This window comes from Pedobacter sp. Leaf250, assembly GCF_920984735.1.
Classification (GTDB): Bacteria; Bacteroidota; Bacteroidia; order Sphingobacteriales; family Sphingobacteriaceae; genus Pedobacter.
Window position 1 is genome coordinate 48,143 of record NZ_CAKLBU010000019.1, and the last position, 25,449, is coordinate 73,591.

17 protein-coding genes are annotated in these 25,449 nt (G+C 36.0%); 14 read left to right on the plus strand and 3 right to left on the minus strand.

Going from position 1 to position 25,449, the window contains the following annotated elements; genetic code table 11:
* From LUA91_RS16270 to LUA91_RS16280, 3 genes are all read right to left on the minus strand, one after another.
* The gene (locus LUA91_RS16270) at window positions 1-6,510 is read right to left on the minus strand and encodes a polyketide synthase (protein WP_231427174.1); all 6,510 of its coding nucleotides are present in this window, start codon (window positions 6,508-6,510) and stop codon (window positions 1-3) included.
* Between the two features lie 355 nt (window positions 6,511-6,865).
* Entirely contained in the window at window positions 6,866-8,032 is a 1,167-nt protein-coding gene (locus LUA91_RS16275) for a glycosyltransferase family 2 protein (RefSeq protein ID WP_231427175.1), read from the minus strand.
* A gap of 69 nt (window positions 8,033-8,101) precedes the next feature.
* Complete coding sequence (locus LUA91_RS16280; protein WP_231427176.1) at window positions 8,102-9,004, minus strand: glycosyltransferase family 2 protein; 903 nt, start codon at window positions 9,002-9,004, stop codon at window positions 8,102-8,104.
* Window positions 9,005-9,154: 150 nt separating this feature from the next.
* Here LUA91_RS16280 and LUA91_RS16285 point away from each other — a divergent pair, with 150 nt between their 5' ends.
* From LUA91_RS16285 to LUA91_RS16350, 14 genes are all read left to right on the plus strand, one after another.
* A complete protein-coding gene (locus LUA91_RS16285) occupies window positions 9,155-10,426 on the plus strand; it encodes a nucleotide sugar dehydrogenase (protein ID WP_231427177.1) in 1,272 nt (423 codons plus the stop codon).
* 411 nt (window positions 10,427-10,837) lie between these two features.
* On the plus strand, window positions 10,838-11,566 hold the full coding sequence (locus LUA91_RS16290; protein WP_231427178.1) for a tyrosine-protein phosphatase: 729 nt from the start codon (window positions 10,838-10,840) through the stop codon (window positions 11,564-11,566).
* 204 nt (window positions 11,567-11,770) lie between these two features.
* Window positions 11,771-14,284, plus strand: coding sequence for an SLBB domain-containing protein (locus tag LUA91_RS16295; protein WP_231427179.1), 2,514 nt, complete (start codon window positions 11,771-11,773; stop codon window positions 14,282-14,284).
* 3 nt (window positions 14,285-14,287) lie between these two features.
* Window positions 14,288-15,352 carry a lipopolysaccharide biosynthesis protein gene (locus LUA91_RS16300; RefSeq protein WP_231427180.1) on the plus strand — a complete coding sequence of 355 codons (1,065 nt, stop codon included), beginning with the start codon at window positions 14,288-14,290 and terminating at the stop codon, window positions 15,350-15,352.
* A 3-nt stretch (window positions 15,353-15,355) separates the two neighbouring features.
* On the plus strand, window positions 15,356-16,807 hold the full coding sequence (locus tag LUA91_RS16305; protein WP_231427181.1) for a flippase: 1,452 nt from the start codon (window positions 15,356-15,358) through the stop codon (window positions 16,805-16,807).
* A gap of 35 nt (window positions 16,808-16,842) precedes the next feature.
* Entirely contained in the window at window positions 16,843-17,613 is a 771-nt protein-coding gene (locus LUA91_RS16310) for a DUF5672 family protein (RefSeq protein WP_231427182.1), read from the plus strand.
* A 22-nt stretch (window positions 17,614-17,635) separates the two neighbouring features.
* Window positions 17,636-18,625, plus strand: a complete 990-nt coding sequence (locus LUA91_RS16315; RefSeq protein ID WP_231427183.1) for a hypothetical protein — start codon at window positions 17,636-17,638, stop codon at window positions 18,623-18,625.
* 2 nt (window positions 18,626-18,627) lie between these two features.
* Window positions 18,628-19,518, plus strand: coding sequence for a glycosyltransferase family 2 protein (locus LUA91_RS16320; protein WP_231427184.1), 891 nt, complete (start codon window positions 18,628-18,630; stop codon window positions 19,516-19,518).
* 1 nt (window position 19,519) lies between these two features.
* The gene (locus tag LUA91_RS16325) at window positions 19,520-20,476 is read left to right on the plus strand and encodes a glycosyltransferase family A protein (protein WP_231427185.1); all 957 of its coding nucleotides are present in this window, start codon (window positions 19,520-19,522) and stop codon (window positions 20,474-20,476) included.
* 66 nt (window positions 20,477-20,542) lie between these two features.
* Window positions 20,543-21,778, plus strand: coding sequence for an O-antigen polymerase (locus LUA91_RS16330; RefSeq protein ID WP_231427186.1), 1,236 nt, complete (start codon window positions 20,543-20,545; stop codon window positions 21,776-21,778).
* A 1-nt stretch (window position 21,779) separates the two neighbouring features.
* A complete protein-coding gene (locus LUA91_RS16335; protein WP_231427187.1) occupies window positions 21,780-22,778 on the plus strand; it encodes a glycosyltransferase family 2 protein in 999 nt (332 codons plus the stop codon).
* Window positions 22,744-23,805, plus strand: a complete 1,062-nt coding sequence (locus LUA91_RS16340) for a glycosyltransferase family 1 protein (protein ID WP_231427188.1) — start codon at window positions 22,744-22,746, stop codon at window positions 23,803-23,805. The genes LUA91_RS16335 and LUA91_RS16340 overlap by 35 nt, the downstream gene beginning before the upstream one ends.
* Entirely contained in the window at window positions 23,802-24,551 is a 750-nt protein-coding gene (locus tag LUA91_RS16345; RefSeq protein WP_231427189.1) for a glycosyltransferase family 2 protein, read from the plus strand. The genes LUA91_RS16340 and LUA91_RS16345 overlap by 4 nt, the downstream gene beginning before the upstream one ends.
* Window positions 24,548-25,432 (plus strand): NAD(P)-dependent oxidoreductase, encoded by an 885-nt coding sequence (locus tag LUA91_RS16350; RefSeq protein ID WP_231427190.1) that lies wholly within the window; start codon window positions 24,548-24,550, stop codon window positions 25,430-25,432. The genes LUA91_RS16345 and LUA91_RS16350 overlap by 4 nt, the downstream gene beginning before the upstream one ends.
* The last annotated feature ends 17 nt before the right edge of the window (window positions 25,433-25,449 follow it).

The window sequence follows — 25,449 nt, forward strand, 5'->3', positions numbered from 1 at the left end:
TTAATTGGTTTGCACCTGCAAGAACATTTGATCATTTTCAGGATCCTCAATAAACCAGGCCGGATTTCCAAACCGATCCTTTCCTAACCTTGCTCCCGAAATAGGCGGTTGATTGTTGTCGATTACAACGGCATGAGGATTATAATTCAATAATTTTTGCGATTGATTATGCGTATTCGGGAAAAAGCCTTTGGCAATCATTTCATCAATTGAAGTAGTAAAGGCGATGATCATTTTGTCGATATCAGGGTAACTCGTAGCCTCAGTTATAAAGCATGGGAAGCCATCCAGAATATGAATTCCTTTCTCTCTCATCAGCACAAACAGAAGCTCACTGTAAATCATTTCCGGTTCCATTTTAAGTTTCCATAGCGAGCCAAAGTTTACCACTTGCATGGGTAATTTTCTAAAGGCAATTTCACGATTTAATGATTTAGAGATGAAATTCCCTTTGTCGTTAAGTTTCTGCTGCAAGGAAGGGCCTTGTTCTTTCATGTAGATTAAGGATGCTTTGGCTGATGCTAGCGCAAGCGGATGACGAACGAATGTTCCGGCAAAGTAGGTGATACCAACTTCAGGAATAGAGTCATCCCCATAATTCCATGTTCCGCCATCAAGTGCATCCATAAAGGTTCTTGTGCCAGCAATAACACCAATTGGTATACCTGCTCCAACTACTTTTCCATAAGCGGCAATATCTGCTTTTACGCCTAACAAGGCTTGAGCACCCCCTGGATGCATTCGAAAACCTGTAATCACTTCATCAAAAATTAAGGCAACGCCATTTTCGGATGTGATTTGACGAAGTTGTTTCAAAAAAGAAATGGGTACGAATTCTGGCCTTCTGCTTTGAATGGGCTCTACCAATACGCCGGCAATTTCACTTGCCCGATCTTTAATAATGGCCAGGGTTTCATCTGTTCCGTAATCAAGCACTAGTATGTTTTCTACTGCCTCTGGCATAATGCCAGCAGCAGCAGGAAAAGATTTCATTTTTTTGGTTCCACGAACCAGAACTTCATCGAAAATGCCATGGTAAGATCCAGTGAAAGCAACAATTAAAGAACGTGCCGTTACCGTCCTAGCCAAACGGATACAGCCCATTACGGCCTCAGATCCGGTACTACATAAACCTGTTCTGTCAAAATCAGTGAAATCGCAAACTAAACGACTCACCTCTGCCGCTAATTCATGTTGCGGACCTACCTCAAACCCTTTTTCAATTTGATAGTGAAGTGCTTCTTTGATAAAATCAGGCTGATAACCAAGCATATTAGAGCCAAAACCATTTAAAGCGTCTATATATTGGTTGCCATCTAAATCCCATAGTTTACTACCGTCCGATTTTTTTACTATTATAGGGTATATTAAATCTTTTATTGCAGGTTTAAAGCCATTTACCACACGTGGATCGGCCATAAACCCTCTGCTCTCTGCTGTTGAAGCCTTACTTTTAGCAGTTTTCTTATTGTATCTTTTTATTAAGTCTGATAAAAATTGTTGTTGTTTTTCACTGAGTGCTGTTTTGGTAAATTCGATTTTTGGTGTGGCACCAAATGGCTTGCGTACTTCGTTTTGTTCCTCTTTAGATAGGGCTGCTAGCGGTGTAAGGTCTTTTACTGGATTTGTCTGCGTTGTATTTTGCACAATGTTTACTGGTGCAGCAATTGGATTGTTCTGCGTATTTGTGATCAGCTGAATCTGTTTAGCAATTAATTCCAATTGTGCTGAAAGTAAAGCCAAAGCAATGTTTTCCTGCGCTGGAACTACTGGTTGTGATGAAATAGGAGATGCTTGTATTACATCCGTCACTACAGGATCAGTTACGATTAAAGGCGCTAAATAATTAACTAAAGCATCGATTGATGAGCATTCTTCATTTAATTGTCTAAATGTAATAGGCACTTTAAATTCCTTTTTAAGTGATGTTGCTACCTGTGTAAGCAATAAAGAATCAAATCCAATTTCTAAAAAGTTTTTGCATAAGTCTATCCCATCAAACTCTATTCCTGATGAAAGCTCGAGTACAGTTTTAACTTGATTAATAAGAACGTTTCTTTTCATTTGAGCTTGATTATTAGGGGTATTAGCTTTTGTTATTGATTTGGATGTATTGTTATTGGCTATAGCTGGCTGTGCAGGTTCTACCCAAAATTTCTTTTTATTGAAAGCGTAAGTGGGCAATTCGACAAAATTTCTTTGTTGATCGGAATAGTATTGTTCCCAGTTGATTGGAAAGCCAGCACAAACTAAGGCACCTACCGAATGAATTATTTTTTGTGTTTCCACTGCGCTACTCATCATGCTGGATATTACTATGCCTTTGTGTGCATGTTCCAGTAAAATTTGTTTGGTGAATACACTTAAAGCCTCCCCTGGTCCAACTTCTAAAAATAGAGGGTCGTGGTGGTTAATGATGTATGTTATTGCAGTCGAAAATTTTACAGTATTTCTTAAATGATTTGTCCAATAATTTACATCAAGCGCTTGCTCATTGGTAAGCAATTTGCCAGTTACCGAAGAAACTATAGGTACTTTTGGTTTCTGAAGGTTGATGGACTCAACCAGTTTTTTAAAATCAGGAAGAACCGGATCCATCATTACCGAGTGAAATGCATGGCTTGTTGCTAATAATTTACTAGGCATGCCCAAATTGTCCAGTTTCTTTTTGAAAATAGATAATGATTGATCGTTCCCAGAAATTACGAATAAGTTTTTGGTGTTTTCTGCCGCAATAGATAAATCTTCAGGCAATAGATCAGCAATCTCCGTATTTTTTATACGAACTGACAACATGCCACCGCCTGGAAGTTTACTTATTAGTTTACCCCTTAAAGCTACTAATATAAGCGCATCGTTTAATGAAAACACTCCAGCCAGGTGTGCAGCAACATATTCTCCAACACTATGGCCACAAAATATATCTGCCTTGCATCCCCAACTCATCCACAGTTTTGCTAAAGCATATTCTGTACAAAAAATAGCTGGTTGTGCATACTGTGTATCATTTAAAGTCTTCGGTTCATTGTTTGCTGAAAAAATAATCGATTTGATATCTAAATGAATGATCTCTTTTAATAACTCCGCACATTCATCAATCGCATCCTTGTAAACAGCTTCCTGCTTATATAGGCTGGCACCCATATTTAAATATTGTGCACCCTGACCTGGAAATAAAAACACTAACTTATTCGCTTTTTGATGTAATTGGTGCGTGATTGCGAATGATTGCTTTTGATTTGCCATTTCCTCTGCTAAATTCGACATGGTGTTTACAATGCCAAATGCCCTGTAATTAAAATCCGCTTGAGATTGGTGTAGCGAATAGGCTAAATCTTCTGCCAATACGGCTGGATGCAGCTGGATAAAATCTTCAAGCTTGCTACCATAATCTTTTAGGCTTTCCATTGATTTTGCCGACCACGAAATTAATTCATGCGCTCTTTTTGTAACAGGTGTTTGCATGGTATTTTCATATCCTTCCAACACCACATGAACATTTGTGCCGCCCACGCCAAATGAGCTTACACCAGCTAAACGTGTTTCTGCATTCCAATTTTGCAAATGGTTGTTTACATAAAACGGGCTGTTATCAAAATCAATGTGTTTATTTGGTGTATTGAAACCAATTGAGGGCACCAATTTCTTATGGTGCAGTGATAAGCAGGTTTTGATGAAACTTGCTACGCCTGCCGCTTCTGTGAGGTGGCCAAAATTACTTTTGATAGATCCAATGGCACAGTATTGTTTAATGTTTTGCTGACCAAAAGCCTGTACAAGTCCTTCAAATTCTATAGGATCGCCAATAGGAGTTCCTGTACCATGTGTTTCTACGTATGAAATATCGCTCGATTCAACATCTGCATCTGCAATGGCTGCCAAAACTGCATCGGCCTGCCCTTCAGTGCTTGGTGCTGTGAAACTGGCCTTATCATTTCCATCATTGCTTACGCCCACACCTTTAATCACGGCATATATTTGGTCGCCATCTGCTTTGGCATCTTCCAGTCTTTTTAACAGTACCACGCCGGCGCCATCGCTGAAAACCGTGCCGGTCGAATCATCATCAAATGGGCGGCAATGTCCATCTTTGCTTAAAATACTTCCCTCCTGATAGATGTGGCCACTATTTGCACAAGAATTTATGCTTGCTCCGCCTGCTATTGCTACATCACATTGCATTGCTCTTAAACTGTTAACCGCTTCCAAGATTGCAAGCAGTGAGGTAGAGCAGGCCGAATTAATATTAATGGCAGGTCCTTTAAGGTTTAAATGGTAAGCCGTTCTAGAAGCTATGTAATCCTTATCATTAACCGTGGTTACCTGAAGTTTACCCATGGTTTCGATTTTATCAGGATGTGCCAAAACATTATTTTCATAATATAAATTAGGTCCGCAGCCTGCAAAAACGCCAGTTTTATGATCTGCTTTGGATGGGAGGTGCCCTGTTTTTTCGAGCACTTCGTATGCGATTTCCAAAAATATTCTTTGCTGTGGATCCATCAGTTCGGCTAACTTCTTATTAATGCCGAAAAAATCAGGATCAAAAAGCATGGTATCTTTTATTACGCCGCGAGCCTTAATATATAAAAGATCATTTTTAATCTGATCAGGTATATGCTCATCCAATTCCTCATCTGTAAAGAAAGTAGTGGTTTCCTCGCCTTTGCATAGCAGTTGCCATAAGGCCGAAATGGTTTCAGCACCCGGAAATCTACCCGCCATTCCAATCACTGCAATATCTCTATCGCCTGTTTGATGTTGATGATTTTTTTGGCGAACAGATTCCGATGATTTATTTAAATATTTTAAAACGCCCGCTATGGTGGGGTACTGATAAAGTTTTGTAATGGGCAATATAAATTTTTGCGCTGCAAGTGCAATAATCAGCTTTTGTGATAAAAGAGAGTCGCCGCCTAAGTCGAAAAAATTATCGTTTATGCCAACACGTTTTACCGCTAAAACCTCCTTCCATATGGATGAAATCCGCTTTTCCTGGTCGTTTTTGGGTGCTACATAAGGGTTTTGTAATAAATCAGAGTAATCTGGTATAATTAGAGCTTTCTTATCTATTTTGCCATTTACAGTAAGTGGCATTTGTGATAAATTTACCCATATTCTAGGGATCATAAACTCAGGCAATGCGCTGGCTAAATAATTTTCGGCAGCTATTTTATTGAAACCCGGTTTGCCTACTATAAAGGCAACCAATTGTTTTTCGCTGCTGCTATTGATCTTAACCACGCATTGCTTAACATAGGGTATATCTAGTAGTACATTTTCAATCTCACCAAGCTCCACACGATAACCTCTGATTTTTACCTGGTCGTCAATTCTTCCAAGGTATTCTATGTTTCCATCCTCCAACCATCTGCCCATATCTCCAGTTCTATAAAGACGTGTTTGGTGAATAGAAGGCGCACTTGTAAAGTTTACATCGGTTAATTTCTGATTATTTAAATAACCCTTTGCCAAATGATTACCGCCTAAGTAAATTTCTCCTTTGGAGCCAGTGGTTACTAATTCTTTTGCTTCATCTAGAATAAAAACTGTAGTTCCTTTTAAAGGTTTACCAATGGGTAACGATGGCGAGTAAATGGTGTTATTAGCATCGCATTTAAGCGCAGTTGCGGTTACAGTGCCTTCTGTTGGTCCGTAAACGTTGTAAAACGTCCCTGAGAACTGCCATTTTAAGTATAGTGATATTGGGCAAACATCCCCACCAACAATGATCCTTTTTAAATTTTTAAATTTAACTGGGTTTAAGTTTTCCAGAAAGCCTGGTGTAACATCCAGATGATTTATTTTTTGAGCGGTTACATAATTTGTAAACTTTTCAGTATCCAACAATAAATCTTCTGATAATAGTATTAAACATGCGCCTGTGCTTAATGCCAGAAATATTTGTTCAACTGAGGCATCAAAGGCAAAACTCGAAAAAAGAAGAATTCTATCTGTTGCTTCTACACCATAGTATTTGCCCTGTTCGGCAATAAAATTATTTACAGCGGCATGCGTAATCTCAACCCCTTTTGGTTTTCCGGTAGAACCTGAAGTATAAATAATATACGCAGTATCTTGTCCCTGAATAGTAACAGAAGGTAAATCGGTATTTTGGATTGCAATCATTGCTGCATCGTGCTTCAAACAAATGATTGATGCGTTTAACTCATAAGTATTTTGATGAGCAGCAATAATAAACGATGCGCTTATGTCATTCAATATATAATTTATTCGCTCTTTTGGGTAAGCAGGATCAATTGGCACATAACTGGCGCCACATTTTAACGTCGCTACAATGGCAACTATCATTTCAAAAGAACGTTCCAAGATTATTGGAACATATGAATTAGATTTTACACCCTGTAAAATTAGATAGTTGGCAAGCTGATTTGATTGTAAATCAAGTTCCTGATAACTGATAGATTTATTATAATATGTTACAGCAATACGATCGGGATTTACATAGACTTGACTGGCGAGGAGCGCATTAAGGGTATTAGTATTCATACAAAATTTAGATTATCGTTAATATTTCTTATTGTCAGAAAAAATATAAACAGCTGTTTAATAGCAATATATAGCGATTTTTTTCATTTGTTTTTTACTCACTAAAGTACCCTAATAATCATATCAATGAAATAGTGCAAAAGGGCTATTAGTCATTAAGCAATACTTATAGAAATTACAGTTTAGCGCTTAAGGAATATTATGTGTTGGACCAGTCGATCTTTTATTAAGGAGATTGAAATATTATCCAAATACTTGGCAGGTTGGATATATTAAATGCATCTGATTGCAAACCATATTTAGTGAAATGGCTATATCAGTCAAACTAATTGTGATGTAGTATGAGGTATTTCAGCTACTTTCTTTTTGAGCGTTCCCAAGCGGCACTTTGGTTTTTATTGATATACCTGAATAGGCCGGCGATAACTGCATAGTTCATTACACAGAAATAATAGGGAACAAAGAAAGATTTTATTTTGATGTTTTTTTGCTCAAATAGGAGGCCGATATAGCTGCAAACATAAAAAAGAATTTGACCAAGCAATAAAATCGTGTAAATTTTAGGATGATTGCCTGCTACAATAAAAATATTTAAAATGAAGGCAACAATTAGCATAAAGGGCGTAATTGTCCAGCGGAGTACCCGATGAGAAATGTATTGAAAAGTAAGCAGCGGATTGCGAAAAGGGTTAGCTGCCTTTTTTAGTCTTAAAATAGATTGGATCCCTCCAGCTGCTATTCTGATCTTCCGTTTGAGTTCCTCCTTTGTATTTGCCGATGCTGTTTCTGATGCATAGGCATTTGGTTCATAGGCAATAATGTAGCCTTGTTCAGCTATTCTCATAGCGATCATGTGGTCGTCAATAATGGTATCAGATTCTACAGGTTGGTATAACGATGCTCTGATGCTGAACAATTCTCCAGCTGCCCCAACGTTAGAATAAAGTTCGTAATCCCATGTTTTAAGTTTCGATTCGTACTTCCAATAAAAACCTTCTCCGGCCGAACTGGCATCTGCCTGTTTCTCTACCAGAATTCGCTTCTCGCCGGCAACTGCACCAACCTTTTCATTTTGATAATGTTTTACCAGTTGTTTCACCGCTTCGCGGTTCAAAAAGGTGTTTGCATCTGAAAATATTATAATTTCCCCTTCAACATAAGGCATTGCCCTTTTTATAGCGGCCATTTTTCCATTCCGATCCCCATTGTTTAAAGAAGTAATTTCTTTATAAGGAAGAATACGTTCTAATGTGCGGTCTGTAGATCCATCGGTTATAAAAATAATTTGGAAAAGTGCTGATGGGTAATCGAGTAGAAGTGTATTTTTTATCTTCTCAACAATCAGGTCTTCCTCATTCCAGGCTGCAACCAAAAGGGTTACTTTTGGCAACTGTTTTGGTTGCATAAATACTTTTGATTTCACAAATAATCTCTTTATTCTGGTTAAGGTATATAGTACCATTCCATATCCTAAAAAAGTATAAAATACAATGGCCAATGCCATCCAAAATAAAACAATCATAAAGAAATAATAAAATGTTTAGTGGCTATAGCAATTGGGGCGCAGATTTTCTCCATTATTCATTAACGATTAAATCGACCCCCTGCTATGTTTTGGGTTGGTTAAGTGCCAAAAGATGGCTTTGCGCAAGTAAGGAATTAAATCAGTGCGCTGCTCTTTCACATATTTAAAAATTTGTTTTGGAGTAGCGATGCAAATAAAATACAGGCCAAAAAGCATGGTATTTACTAAGGTTGTATTTCTTCTGATAAACAAAATTCTGTTACGCGTTGTAAAGTATGTTTTTAAGGCACTCTCACGCCCAACACTCATTGATTCCTTATGAAAAATATGGGTTTTTCCGGTAAACCAAATTTTCTTTCCTGCTTTCTTGAACATTTCGCACCAATCAAGTTCCTCGTAATACAAAAAATAAACTTCAGGCATCATGCCAATTTTAACAATGTCTGCCCTTCTACACATCATTGCAGCACCATGGCAAAATGCAGTTTCATTGCTTGCTGCCGAAAATTGCCCGGTGTTTTGTGCGTATAAACCATTTGTTTTGTTTCTGCAAGTAATATAGTTCATCGGTGTGAAACCAGCGTATTGAATGGTTTCGGGCTGATCATAATACAGAATAAGGGGAGAGATGATCCCAATTTGAGAATTGGCCTCCATTTCTTTTATGAGTATATCAACCATGCCATCAATTACTTCGGTATCATTGTTGAGCATTAAAATGTAATCGCCCTGTGCAAATTTTAAGCCTAAGTTATTCCCGCCCGCAAAGCCTAAATTAATTTCCGATCGAACGTAAATTAAATTTGGGAAACATGCTTTAAAGTCTTCGCCATGGTCATCAACACTGGCATTATCAACAATAATAACCTCCAATTTATCCAGGTTGAGATTTCGCTTAATAGATTCCAAAAAGTCTAATGTTACTTTGGGCTGATTATAATTTACCGAGATAATGGATGTTAAACTCATTTCTGCAAAGCTACTAAATAGGTTGGCTGTTAACCATAGTCTTTTAGGGTAGTAAATCCTTTGGGGTATTCGAATGAACGATCACGCTTTGCTATATTCATCCGACGACTAAAAAAAACATTCTATATCTTTATAGCTTATAGTAGAATTATGTACCTAGAAAAGCAAATCGTGGTGATTGGTTTAGGCTATGTTGGATTGCCTTTAGCCATTGAGTTTGCGAAAAAATATCCTGTTGTTGGTTATGATAATAATCCTAAACGTGTTGAAGCCTTAAATGATTTATATGATGGAACCAATGAAGCCAACCTGCTTGATCTTGATTTTGTTCTTCGTTCCAAAGGGTTAAAACTTAGTGCTGACATTCAGGATATTAAGAATGCTCAAATTTACATTGTAACTGTTCCTACCCCAATTGATCAATTAAAACAGCCAAATCTCGAGCCATTACTATCCGCAAGTAAAATGCTGTCAAAGGTTTTAAAAAAGGGTGATATTGTAATTTACGAATCAACAGTTTACCCGGGTTGTACAGAAGAAGATTGTGTTCCGGTATTGGAACAGTTTTCAGGCTTACAATACAATGTTGATTTTTTCTGTGGATATTCTCCCGAACGCATCAATCCTGGCGATAAGGTAAATACTTTAACAAGAATTAAAAAAGTCACCTCTGGCTCAACACCTGAAACTGCTGTTCTTATTAATAATTTGTATGCCTCCATCATCACTGCCGGAACCCATTTGGCACCCAGTATTAAAGTTGCCGAAGCTTCAAAGGCGATAGAAAATGCACAACGTGATGTAAATATTTCTTTCGTAAATGAGCTGGCCTTGATATTTGATAAAATGGGTATTGATACTACAGATGTTTTAGCTGCCGCTTCAACCAAGTGGAATTTTCTCAACTATAAACCTGGATTAGTGGGTGGGCACTGCATCGGTGTTGATCCTTACTATTTGGCGCATAAATCAGAGTCTTTGGGTTATAAGCCTGAGGTTATTCTTTCAGGAAGAAGAGTGAATGATAATATGGGCATGTTTGTAGCTAATAAGGTGATTAAAATGATGGTGGCAAAAAGTGGTATGATAAATAGTATGAAGGTGCTCATTTTAGGTTTTGCATTTAAGGAAAATTGTCCTGATACCAGAAACACCAAAGTGATTGACATCTACCGTGAACTTCGTGATTTTAATATCGATGTTGATGTGTGTGATCCTTGGGCAAACCAAAAAGCCGTTGAGCTAGAATATGGCATTGACTTGATTGCAAAAGATAACTTCCAAAAATACCATGCAGTTATCATAGCAGTAGCCCACCAGCAGTTTTTGGATATAGATTATGTTAAATTTAAACATGAGGGTGCCATCATTTTTGACACTAAATCTTTTATTGCTCGGGATCTGGTTGATGCGAGACTTTAAATATCTCTAAGGGTGGATTGGAAATAGGGATGGAAGATAAGGGGATAGAGAATAGGATGTTGATGGAGTTGTTGTTACCTAAACAAAGAAGCAACAATAAAATAATTTAAAACAAGATGAATTATTTGTTGCTTGTTTTCCTTGGTTTATCCTCAATTAATATGTTTACTAATAATGACATTCTAGGCATCTCGGCCGTTGTATTGTCTAATGTTATTGTTTATTTATCTTTCAGGCGATTTAAAAGAGAAAGAAAACTCGACGATCTCAAACGAATTAATTAGCATAAGATGTTAGTTTGAATTTTTAGGGCTGTTATCAATCAACTAAATTATTCTGTATGTTTGCAAATACGTTAGATAGTAGGCACAAGCAATCGAAATTATTTAGTCTTTTTAGAGATACCTTAATATGTTTAATTTCTTTACCAAACGAAATAAGATTACTGATATATCATGGCTGGGAATTGATATGCATTCGCATATTTTGCCAGGTATTGATGATGGCTCGCCTGATGTGTTTACTAGTTTAAGGTTCGTAAGAGCACTTCAAAACTTAGGTTTCTGTCATTCTATAGCCACTCCTCATATATTTAAAGAATTACATCCAAATAATTTCGAAACCATTGACAGAGCAAAGAGCGAATTGGATTTGGCAATTACCAATGCTGGGATAAATTTTAAATTGGAATCGGCCGCGGAATATATGATTGATCAAGATTTTAATCTTGAAGCTACAATCTGTTCACTGCAAAATAAATATCTTTTAATTGAAATGTCATACCTGAATGAAAGCCCAAACATCATCCAGCAAATTTTCAACGTGGGGATAAAAGGATATAAGCCTATTTTGGCCCATCCGGAACGGTATATTTTCTACTTTAAAGACCATTCGAAAGTTAAATTGTTTAAAGAAAAGGGCTGCTTGTTACAGTTAAATTTACTTTCTATAACCGGTTATTACGGTAAAGAAGTAAAGCAACTTGCCGATTACCTTCTTAAGGAAAATATGTACGATTTGGCTGGTACTGATTTACACCATGACAAGCATCTATCCACCCTTAGTAATGCTGTAGAATCAGGTAAGTTATATGAGTTGATCGGTCAGTATCCATTTAAGAACAAAGAAATTTTTGGTTAGGAAAGTCTCATTTTTGCTGGAACCATTCATTTTTCATTAAAATCTAGTTACTAAAAACTGAATGCTTTATATTGATTGGGAAAGCTTTGCAATGAAATAATTTTGTATTTTTGCTCGAATATTTGCATAATTAAAATGAAAAGATGTTTAACCCTGTTTAGCTTAATAAAGGTTATACCTTTTTTCATAAACTACCAAAAACACATGAAGTTTAAAAATCTAATCAAGGCCTTTCTCTTCTTCTCATTCCTTTTACTTTCTCATTCTATTTATGCTCAAACCAATTATGCAGATGTGAGGGTAGATGAATTGAGTGATGCAAAGATCAGGGAATTGATGCAACGTGCTGAATCCATTGGTTACAGTGATGCGCAATTAGAGCAATTGGCACTGGCACAGGGCATGAAGCAATCCGAAATTGAAAAGCTTAGGATGAGGGTAGAGAAAATCAGAAAACAGGATGGAACACAAAATAATAATTCTGAAGAAGATCCGACATTAACGAAGCCATTTACTGATCTCAATCGTTCGAGAGTAAATAGCTCGCAAAGCAAAATAGATTCATTAAAAAGGGTAAATTCAGTACTCTCTAGCAAAGCGCTAGCTAATACCATATCACCAAATCGGTTGAAAATTTTTGGGGAAGAACTTTTTGGCTTAAGTACTCAAACTTTTGAGCCAAATTTAAGGATGGCCACGCCAAAAAGTTATGTGGTTGGGCCAGATGATGAGTTATTGATTGATATTACTGGTGACAATGAAGTTAGTTATAAGTCAAAAGTAAGTCCTGATGGTAATATCAGGGTACAATATATTGGCCTCATTTCAGTAGCAGGATTAACTATAGAGCAGGCCACTTCAAAGATAAAATCAACACTTTCTACCACCTATCCTGCCTTAAGATCCGGCCGTACTGCTGTTTCCATTACGCTCGGCAATATCAGAAGCATTACCGTTACGATAGTTGGCGAGGCTGTTAAACCCGGTTCGTATACCGTATCTTCCCTGGCATCATTATTCAATATTTTAAGTACTGCTGGTGGTCCGAATGTGAATGGAACTTACCGCAATATTCAAATTGTTAGGGGAAATAAAGTAATCAATACAATTGATATTTATGATTTTTTAATGAATGGTATTCAAAAAGGCAATATTAGGCTTCAAGATCAGGATGTCATTAATATACCGGTTTACAATACCCGTATCGAATTATCTGGTGAAGTAAAAAGGCCTGCGTTTTTTGAGATTAAAGAGAATGAAACATTAGCCGATGCCTTACGTTTTGCAGGAGGTTTTTCGAGCAATGCTTATTCTGCACAAATAAAGGTTTTACAAAATACAAACCGGGAAAGAAAAATTATGGATGTGACAGAAGCGGAATTTTCTACTTATAAGCCACAAAATGGAGATAAGTTTATCGTGGAAAGGATCTTGGATCGCTTTGCAAACCGTGTAGAGATTTCTGGCGCAGTTTTTCGCCCCGGGCAATATGAACTGGATGATCAGCTTACATTAAAAAGTTTAATCCAAAAGGCTGATGGAGTTAAGGAAGATGCATTCCTCAACCGAGGATATATTTCCCGCTTAAATACAGATAATAGTATGGCGTTGGTTTCATTTGATTTAGCTAAAATATTGGCTGGAACAGAACCAGATATTAAACTGCAACGTGAAGATAAAGTGGTGATTAAATCCATTTTTGAATTGCGTGAAGATTTTAAAGTGACAGTTCAGGGTGAAGTAAGGCAACCGGGGACTTTTGCCTATGCCGATGGCATGAATCTGGAAGCATTGATTCAGATGTCGGGCGGATTTAGAGAAGGTGCTACACCAAATCGCATCGAGATTTCTAGGCGGATCAAAAATAGTGATGCAACCTCTGCATCTGCCCAAACCGCTGAAGTTTTCTCTGTTAATGTAGATCCGGATTTAAAAATTCAGCAAAATGGTTTTACCTTAAAACCATTTGATATCGTTTCCATTCGCAGTTCAGAAAGTTATCATATTCAAAGACAAATTAAAATTGAAGGCGAAGTATTGTATCCAGGTGTTTACACCATTATAAAAAAAGATGAGCGGATTTCTGATATTATCAAAAGAGCTGGCGGATTAAGTCCATTGGCTTATGTGGAAGGTGCTTCTTTAAGACGAAATGGAAAAGGCGATTTGAGAATGGATAGCTTGGAAACTTTAAGAGAAGACCGTGAAAAGCTTTTAAATCTGCAGCGTTTAAAACAATCAGGTGCCCGGGATACCACGAGTTTGGATAAAGATCTTCAAATATTAAGAAGTGATTTGGTGGGTATCGATCTTAAAAAAATCATGGAAAAACCACTGTCCAGATACGATTTAATTGTTGAGAATGAAGATGTGATCCGCGTTCCAAAGGAGCTTCAAACCATTCGTGTTACAGGCGAAGTATTAAAGCCCAACAGCATTGTTTACACTAAAGGAAAAAGTTTTACCGGATATATTAGCGGTTCTGGTGGTTTCAGTTATAATGCATATAAAAAGGGTGCTTTTATTGTCTACTCCAATGGTTCCGTAGCGGCCAATCGGAAGTTTCTGTTTTTTAATAACTTTCCACAGGTAAAACCGGGTTCAGAAATATTTGTTCCAAAACGGGCAGAGAGAGAAAAATTAAATGCCACTGCATTTATTGGCATATCAACAGCTGTTGCATCATTGGCTGCAATTATTGTAACCTTACTGCGATAAAATATGGCTGAAACTGTAAACAGGGAAATTACCTTAAAAGAATTGGCGGTAAAACTTACCGAATGGCTATCATACCTCAAATCGAAGTGGCTGATCATTGTTTTAGGTTGTGCCGTGGGTGTTGGGTTAGGATATTTTTATGCATCTTATAAAAAACCTAAATACGTGGCAGTAAGTACTTTTGCATTGGAAGATGCAAGTGGTGGCAGTGGCCTTGGCCAAATGGCTGGATTAGCATCTATGGTTGGGATAGATATTGGTGCCGGTGGAACAGGTGGGGTATTTCAAGGCGATAACTTAATTGAATTATATAAATCAAGAACTATGGTTCAAAAAGCCTTGTTAACAGAAATGGATTTTCAGGGCAAAAAGCAATTGATTTTGGAACGTTATCTGGATTTCAACAATTTAAAACAAAAATGGTCTACTGAACTGGCTTTAAATAGGGTTGATTTCCAATCTGGTAAAGATCTCCATTTAACAAGGACTCAGGATAGCATTATTGGTGAGGTGGTAAAAGCAATTGGTATTAACAATCTGGTAGTCACTAAACCAGATAAAAAACTGAGTATTTTGAAGGTGCAAGTTACCTCAAAAGATGAGTTATTTTCAAAGGCTTTTAATGATCAAATTGTAAAAAATGTAAATGAATTCTATGTATCGACGAAAACTAAAAAGTCAATGCAAAATATTGCTGTATTACAACATCAAACGGATTCAGTAAAACGCGAGCTCAACCGGGCTCTAAGTGGAATGGCAAGTTTAACAGACGCCAATCCTAACGCCAATCCCGCCAGGCAAATATTAAAAGTTCCTTCTCAAAAAAAACAGGTTGATGCCCAGGCCAATACCGCAATACTTACAGAATTGGTTAAGAATTTGGAAATGTCTAAGCTTTCACAACAAAAGGAAATGCCTTTAATCCAAATGATTGATGCTCCGGTATTCCCCCTAAACAAAATATCAACAACTAAAATACAAGGAATGGTTGCAGGATTTTTTATTGCATGTTTTTCAATGTCCGTTTTTCTTTTGGTAAGAAGAGGTTTCTTATCTATGATCAGATAATAAATGTCGGGATTAAAGAAAAATATTGCCTTTAATACGCTTTTATCTATTTCTCAAATATTATTTCCTTTGGTTACCTTTCCTTATGCATCAAGGATATTGGGACCAGAGGGTATGGGGGCAATTAATTTCGCCGATAATATCATCACCTACTTTCTTATTTTTTCTGCTTTGGGTATACCGCTTTATGGCGTTAGGGAAATTGCTAAAGTAAAGCACGATCAGATTGCATTGGGGCGTGTGTTTTCAGAGCTGATACTGATTCACTTGCTTACGTCTATTCTCTCAGTTGTTATTTTATTGATTATAACTTTCTCAAGTGATAGATTGATGGAAAATATTGAACTCTACAAAATAGGGATGACTATTTTGCTGGGTAATGTTTTTATCGCTGAGTGGTTTTTTCAGGGTATCGAAAAGTTTAAATACATTGCTATAAGAACTGTCAGTATCCGATTATTTACCATTGTGCTTCTTTTTACATTAATTCATGCTGTATCAGATCTAAATACATATTATGCCTTAAATCTTGTGGCTACTTTACTGGCTGCTGTAGCAAATATGTATTCTGTAAGCAAGATGGTTAAAATATCTTTCAAAGACCTGTCGTTGAAACATCATCTAAGGCCGCTTCTTATCATTTTTTCCAATAGCATTATAACCACAATCTATCTTGTTTTTGATACCATCATTCTTGGTTTTTTAACCAGTAATGTCTACGTTGGGTATTATTCTGCCTCCATGCGAATAAGTAAATTAAGTTTAGTTATTATAGGTGTACTTTCGGCCGTATTATTACCCAGGCTAACCATTGCATTTAAAGAGAAAAATTGGGAAGAGGCAAGGTCGTTACTCAATAAATCAATAAATTTTGTTGTTTTTTTTAGTATTCCTTTCGCTATTGGAACCTATTGCCTGGCAGAAGAGATCATACGCTTATTTGCAGGGCAAAAATATTTGGCAGCAGTGAGTTCGTTGCAGATCCTAAGCTTTATTGTAATTTTTGTTGGAATTTCTCAGGTATTTGCAAATGAGATTTTATTGCCACTCCACCAGGAAACAAAAATTCTTTATGCCTCCCTTTTTGGAGTAGTGATAAGTTTGGGGCTAAATTTTTTGCTTATCCCTCACTTTAAACAAAATGGTGCTGCTATTAGTTCACTTGCTACTGAATTAACAGTGTTTGGTATTTTATTCGTTTATTCTTTCAAGCTTTTTAAAATAACATTTCCTTATTTCGCAATACTTCAGGCCATAGCCACTTCAGGCCTGTTTTTTTTAGTGAAATGGCTAGTGTTAAAAATAACGGTTATTCCCCTTGTAGTTATCGTACTTACTGTTTTTTTCTCTGGTATTATATATCTTTTTATTCAACTTTTCATATGGAAGAATAAAAATGTTTTGGATGTATTAGGGGGGATTGGTCCTTTAAAGTTTTTGCAAAAAATAGGATGAAGGCGTGTGTAATAATTCCGGTTTACCAGGATCAGATGAATGTATTCGAGCAGATTTCACTGGATCAATGCCTTAGTGTATTAAAGGCACACGATATTTACTTTGTTATCCCAAGAAAATTAGAGAAGTCATTTCAAAGAAAACAAGAAGTTTTGAAGAGTGAAGTACGTTATAAAACGTTTGACAATCATTTTTTTGCAGATATCCCTGGCTATAACTATCTTATGAAGTCCGACGGATTTTATAAACGTTTTCTTGAATATGATTTTATGCTCATCCATCAGTTGGATGCCTTTGTTTTCCGCGACGATTTAAATTATTGGTGTGCGCAAGGTTACGATTTTATCGGTGCACCACTTTTTGAAGGGCATGATAATGCTGAAATGTCATCAACATTAGTAGGTCAAGGTAACGGCGGCTTCAGCTTGAGAAATATCAGAACGTGCTATAAAATTGTTTCTCAATTTAAAAGACTAAATTTCATACGTAAATTCGACTATTTTGCTCCAAATGCTATGATACGGGCTTTCAGATACCTTAAGCATCAGATAATATATAATTTTTCGGGATACCCTTTACAGCCCATAATTAATGAAGATCTATTTTGGGCGGAGGTTATCCCGCAAAATTTCCCCGAGTTTACTGTTCCGGATCCTTTGACGGCAATGAAATTTAGCTTTGAAGTTAATGCTGGAATTCTCTATCAAATGAACAATAATGAATTACCCTTTGGCTGTCATGCCTGGTGGAAATATGATTTGCCGTTTTGGAAAGATCATATTCAAAAATTAGGATATAACATTTAATGGATTTATGTTAAATTCGGCAATGATTGACAAAGTGAGTGATAAACTCTTTTTCAAATTATTACAAACTAATGTGCACCAGTATAGTGGTGATTGTATAGATGAGTTTTATCAATACCTTATAAGTAAATATCCGGATAATGTTTTTATTAAAGATGTGGGATGGCTGAAGTTTAAAGTATTGTGGATCGGTATTTTTAGACGATTGCTTCGATATTTTAAACCGAGGATTTTGCTTCCTATCAATAAAAAAATAAACTTTAGTGCACAGATTGGCCCTGATCTGAAAATGTGTATACCTGACTTTTTCTTAGCCAGGCAAAACTATATATATATGTTTGATGCCTGGCCAAGGTTTCATCATGAATTGGGGGAAATGTTTGATTTGATGAATGTTAAGACAGTGTTTTTTTCGTCAAGAGATGTAACTTACCACTACCAGAAAAATACCGATTCTATATGTAAGGCATATTGGGTGCCAGAAGGTATCAATGCCACTGAATATCACTATCTACCCTATACTGATAAAACTATTGATGTGCTGGAGTTTGGAAGGACTTATAAAAGCTATCATGATATTATTGTAGGGCCATTGGCTGAGGCGCGGAAACAGCATCTGTTTACAACTGCAGATAAACGTATATTATTTGAAACCAAGTTAGAGTTCAAGAATGCTTTATCGAAAACAAAGATTTGCATATGCGTTCCATCTAACATTACACACCCTGAAAGGGCAGAGAATATTTCAACTATGACTCTTCGCTATCTCCAGTGTATGGCTAGTAAATGTTTAATTGTTGGTATTATGCCCCCAGAAATGAATGAATTATTTGACTATATGCCCATGATTGAAATTGATAGCGAAAATCCTGGCTTACAAATTATGGACATCCTTACAAATTACGAAAGTTACCATCACATTATAGAGCGGAATTATCAAATTGTAAATGAAAAACACCAATGGCTAAACCGATGGAAGTTTATAGAAGAGATCATTAAAAAAGAAATATAATTATGGATGTATCCATCATCATTGTTAATTATAATACAACGGCATTAACCCTGCAATGTGTCAATTCCATCATTGAGCATACTAAAAACCTTGATTATGAAATTATTGTTGTTGATAATGCATCGATGGATAAAACGATTTATGGCCTTAAACAGAAATTTCCTGATGTACATTTATTATTGAATAAAAATAATGAAGGATTTGGTCGTGCCAACAATTTAGCTATGGAAATGGCTAAAGGTGAATTTGTTTTTCTTCTTAATTCGGATGCCTATTTAATTTCAAATGCGGTTGAGCAGTTTTTAATTTTTATGAGAAATCCTAATCATCAAAAATATGGCGTGTGCGGTGGTGAACTTTTAACTGGCGATGATCGAGAAACTGTATCTTTTGGAAATTTCCCAAACTTATTTGGAATATTTTCTATGTTTGGTTTATACCTTTTCTTTAGGGAAAAATATCAACAAAAGTACCTTCTTGGCGTAGTTAACTATAATGATCATATCAAAGAAGTTGATTTTATTTCGGGGGCAGCTATGTTTATTAGAAAAAGTGCAATAGAACTTGTAGGGCCTTTCGATCCGGATTTCTTTCTGTACTTCGAAGAAACAGAATTATCATTCAGAATTGCTAAAACAGGTTTAAAAAGCATTATTTTGCCTTACATAAAGATTATTCATCTGGAAGGCGGCTCGCAGATTAGCAGCAAGTTCAATTATATCCGTTACCAAAATTTTGCGGTAAGCCGTCAATTATTTTATCAAAAATCTCATAGTAAATTTTATGCTGTAGTAGCAAAGCATTTACATCTATTACATACACTGTTATTTTCGCTTTTAGGTAGGGAGAAAGGAAACATGTGGAAAAAAATAAAGATCATTTTCAATTCATAGTATGGCATACAACGCTAAACAGTTGCCCCTAGTTAGCATAATCATCCCTACATATAACTATGCACACTTCATCACTGAAACACTAACCAGTGTCTTGGATCAAACTTATCAAAACTGGGAATGCATTATCATTGATGATGAATCCGGGGATGATACCACCCTGATCGTGAATAACTTCATTTCTGCCCATCCAGGCTATAAATTTAATTACCATCGTGTAGAGAATGGTGGTACTTCTATGGCCAAAAATATTGGGATAAAGTTATCACAGGGCGATTTTATTCAGTTTCTGGATGCTGATGATTTATTGAGTAGGCACAAAATTGCTGTTCAAGTTAATGCTGCTATTCAATATTCGGTCAATATTGTATTTTCCAAATCCCTATTTTTTAAAGGTTCAGCAATCACTCCTCAAATTATAGAAAAATATCCTGAAAACTTTTTGGCTAGCAAAAGCTTAGCAGAAACTGAATTGTCTATTCGCATCATCCAAAACAACGTTTTAACCATCAGTAGCCCTTTGATTAAGCGATATTTGGTTCTGGCAGCCGGCATGTTCGATTCTGATTTGCGAAATAATGAAGATTGGTTGTTTTGGTTTAAAATTGCTCAAATACATCCACATTTTATTTATGATGGCGATGATAAATCATTTGTACTAATCCGGATACATGATCATAGCGCAATGAACAACCAACAAAATATGTTTAGAGGAGAGCTTGCGGTTAGAAATTATATGCATGAGGCACTTGCCAATAAAGAAAAAAGTATTGAAACTAAAAGTTTGATCCAATTAAATTTGGATCTCCTTGCGCTTCACCACCTTCGGTCAGTGAATATTTCTAAGGGCTTAAGCCATATTTTAAGTAGTTTTGTGAAAAATCCAGTTCATTCACTTCCGCTTTTGGCTAAAGGCGTTATAAAGCTTGGAACTCGATTTTATAAAAGTATCAGTTAAATGATTGGTAAACCATATATATTAATCCTACTTATTTGCGTATTAATTTTTTTTGATGCCTTTCTGATGATTAGGTACTTATCATGGGGCTGTACTCAAGAACAGATTATTCCCTTCACAGCATTTTTAATCATTGCTGAAAGTATTACAGTTTTTTCTATCCTGCGCTTTAATCAGATCATTAATCCATTTACTATATATAGTGTATTTATTTACATTGCCGGGTTTTCATTCCTTATGATTTCAGATCGGCAAATAGGATATGATTTGCGGTTTATGCTGATTATCATATTAAGCATCACCTGCTTCATTACTGGCGGATTAGTGGCCATGAAAACATACAAATTCAGTTTTAAGAGCTATATTTTGCCCTTAAGCCCTCGAATCAGTTTGGCATTTTTACTTGTGTTATTTGTTGCAGGAATAGGTGTCTTTCTGATAGAGGTAAGGCAATTGGGCTATCTTCCGATACTAAGTCTAGGGAATGCGGAGATGTATCAGGAATTAAATGAAAATGAAGTAACTGCATTACATAATTTCATTGTTTTAAATTCTGTATTGCCTGCAATGTTTTATATTCTGTTTAAAAGGAAAACAATTCGTTTTTGGCAATTTCTATTGCTTAGTCTGGTGTGTTGTTTTATTATTTTCAACTTTTTTAGCAGGCAGATCATTGTATTGTTTTTCTTCTCTATGTTAGTGGCTTATAGTTATTATAAAACTATTCCAATGTTTAGGTTACTCTCAATCGGAACAGCCTGCGTGTTGGTATTCATTGTCTTAGGGAAACTAAGGGGTAGTGGTACAGAAGCTGCAAATTCTATGACGGTCAATGATTTCTTAAAAGACTACGGAGACATTACCAAACCTACCAATATTATTGAGACCTATCTTTCACTTTATGGTGCTGTAAATCTGTCTACTGGCAATCTTATTGTACACGAATCTCAACGTGATGGTTACATTAGTTATGGTGTATATACAGCCAGACCGTTGATTACGCTTTTGCCAATCAATAAAGCAGCAATTTATCCTTTACAATATAGCTCTTATACCCGTCTTGGCACATATCTTGTCGATCCTTTTTTGGATTTCAGGTGGGTAGGAGTGATCTGCATGAATTTTCTTTACGGATTATTTGCAATGAACTCCTTTAAAAATTATGTGTCAAAAAATGGAGAATATTATATTGTAGAGTGGTCGCTATTTATCTTTTGTATTTTTATGTGTGCCTTTACCAATTTTTTCCATATGTTTTTTGTAGCCTTTTTCTTTATTGTAAATCGCATTGCCATTAAATAGCATGGAAGAAAAAATTGTATTAACCATTTTAATGGCTACCTATAATGGCGATGCTTTTCTGGAGAAGCAATTAAAAAGTATAATAAATCAAAGCTATACTGCATGGGAATTAATGATCAGGGATGATGGATCAGATGATGATACTTTAGCGATTATTGAAAATTATTGTCAAAAAGATAACCGGATAAAATTGCTTAATTATGGAGATGTTTATGGTTCGGCCTGTCGCAATTTTTCACAACTTTTTGACTGGGCATACAAGCATCATCGAAACTATATTTTGTTTGCCGATCAGGATGACATTTGGCTAATTCATAAATTGGAACGTTCGTTAGCAGTCATGCTCAAAGAAGAACAATTGTATGGAGCATCTACCCCATTACTTTTGTATTCCAATTTAAGTTTTGTTGATGAAAATGACCAACGCATTCCGGTTACATTACCTTTGCCTAAAACCTTGGATTTGCCTGTTTTACTTAATGAAAACTATGCCTGGGGTTGCACCATCATAATTAATCTAGCGGCGATAAAGAAAATACAGCATATACCCATTTCATCTATAAATCACGATTATTATATAGCAATGGTGGTGGCTGCCTTTGGCAAAAATATATTGCTAAATGAACACCACATTCTATACCGGCAACATCAAAAAAACGTAAGTGGCAATGTAAACAAAATGACTTTTTTGAGTCGTTTCAATCGTTATTTTAACAATAGCAAAACCATGCTTCAACCTCTTCTTGATAATTATATGCTCGTGAACTCGTTCTATAAAATATATAAAAACGACTTAACTGCTTACCAGGTAAAAATGATTGGTGATTTTCTTGGAAGTTATAGGATTGGATTTTGGCCACTGCTTAGCAGTATGTTTAAACATCGAATTTTTAAGATCGGCTTAGGAAAAAATCTGATGTATATCTATACGCTGTATTTGTTACGGGATAAAGTGATGAAAAAAATTGAAGAAGGAGGTTCGTGTGAAAATTCATTATGATAACATCATCTATAGCTTGCAAAAAGCTGGTGGCATTTCTTCTTATTGGTCTGCATTGATTTCTCGTTTTTTAAGAGATAAGACTGATATCAATTTTACCGAAAACCCCAACGAAAATATATCGAGAAGGGAATTACAAATTCCTATAGATTTAATTACTCCATCCTCATCAAAACGAATATTGGTCGATCGCTTTAAAAAAATCGCCCTTAAACAGCAAATTGAACCCTTTATCTTTCATTCCAGTTATAATCGATCAACCAGTAATTCAAAAGCCAAATCTGTCATTACCATTCATGATTTTGTTCACGAAAAGTATTATGGTGGTTTAAGGAGGTACCTGCATGTATTGCAAAAAAATAAGGCCATTGAAAATGCAAAGAAGATTATTGTTGTATCTGAAAATACCAAGCAAGATCTATTATATTTTCATCCATATTTAAACGAAAATCAGATCCATGTAGTTTATAACGGGGTTTCAGATGATTTTTTTCCTATTCAAAAGAGACTTTCCTCCAATAAACCATATCTTGTTTTCATAGGATCGAGGGCATATTATAAAAATTTTAATTTTGCAGTCGATGTTTTGCAAGCTTTGCCTGATTTTGATTTCCATATCGTAGGCATAGCACTTTCAAAATCCGAACAAAGAATGCTCAAGGAAAAGATTCCTGGGCGCTGGAAAGTATTCACACACATTCATAATCATGAATTAAATATTATTTACAATCAAGCTTTTGCCCTGTTTTATCCTTCCTCTTACGAAGGATTTGGAATACCTTTGCTTGAAGTGATGAAAACAGGGATACCATTTGTGGCTTTAAGGCAGTCGTCTATACCAGAAGTTGCCGGGGAGGCAGGCATATTGGTTGAAGATCTGGATGTGGATTCATTTAAAAATGCTATTTTAAGTATCAATGGCCATGAAGATCTCTTAAGCGCTAAAGGCATAGTACAATCAAATCAGTTTTCATGGGAGAAATGTTATCAGGAAACCTTAGCTATTTATAAAGACTTATCATTATGAAAATATCCATTATAACGGTTGTTTTTAATAATGTTCATACCATTAAAACAGCTATAGAGTCTGTGCTATGCCAACAATACCCAAATATTGAATATATTATTATTGATGGAGGATCAACAGACGGAACCCTCGAGGTGATACAAGGTTATCACGCTGAGATCCATCAAGTGCTTTCTGAAAAGGACAAAGGTATTTATGATGCCATGAATAAGGGTATTTCCCATTGTACTGGTGAAGTAATTGGTATACTTAATTCTGATGATGTTTATGAAAATAGTGCGGTGATCCAAACGGTAATGGACGCCTTTCTTGACGATCAGGAATTGGGGATGGTATACGGAGATTTGGTATATGTAAAAAATGATGATCTTTCCCAAGTAGTGCGTAAGTGGTCTTCAGAAAACTATTACGATCATTTCTTTGAAGATGGGAATGTACCACCTCATCCGTCTTTATTTATCAAGAGCGAAGTCTATCAAAAGGTTGGAGTGTTTAATCTGAACATGCGTTTAGCGGCAGATTATGAATTTATGCTCCGTCTATTTAAACTTTATAGGTTCAAAAGTAGATACATCAATATTCTTTTGGTAAGAATGCGATTAGGCGGTGCAACGAATGTTAGTTTGAAAAACATCATTAACGGTAATTTGGAAATACTTTCCGCATGGAAACAAAATCATTTAAAAGTACCATTATCATTAATGCCTAAGAGAATTTTGAAAAGATTAACACAGTTTATCAAATGAGGCTAATTTTAACTGGTGCTAATGGTTTTTTGGGCAAAGTGATTTCTAATTATTTTGCCAGGCATGAATTAATCAAGATTGGGCGATCGATGGGTGATGTGGTTGTTAATCTGGCCGATGAAATTCCAGTTTTGCCAATAAGTGATTTGGTCATACATACCGCTGGAAAGGCACATTTAGTACCTGCAACGGATCAGGAGAAGGCTGATTTTTACCGAGTAAATGTAACAGGAACCGCAAATCTACTTTCTGGACTGATGCGTTCTGGCTTACCCAAATATTTTGTGTTTATTAGCTCTGTTTCTGTTTATGGGCTGGAGAAGGGAGAGCTGATCAATGAGCAATATCCGCTTTCTGCAGTAGATGCTTATGGTAAAAGTAAAATTGAAGCAGAGGCTCTGGTAGTTGAATGGTGTAAGCAACATGAGGTAGTTTGCACCATTCTACGCCTACCTTTGTTGGCAGGTCGAAATCCTCCAGGTAATCTTGGTGCAATGGTTAAAGCTATAACAAATGGTTACTATTTTAACATTGATAAAGGCGAAGCCCAAAAAAGTATGGTGATGGTAGATGATGTAGCTGCATTTATAAGCGATGTGCATAAAATTGGAGGAATTTACAATCTAACTGATGGCTTTCATCCGAGCTTTAAAGCATTATCGTTATCCATTACAAGACAATTAAATAAAAGAAGTTCGTTAAGTTTGCCTTTTTTAATTGTAAAAGCACTTGCTTTAGTTGGCGATATTTTTGGGGAGGAATTTCCGGTTACTAGCAAAAAACTTTATAAAATGACTCAGACTTTAACCTTTTCCGATCAACGAGCAAGAAATAACATCGGCTGGAATCCTAAATCTGTTGTCGATAATTTTAGTATATGATATATATTCCAATCATT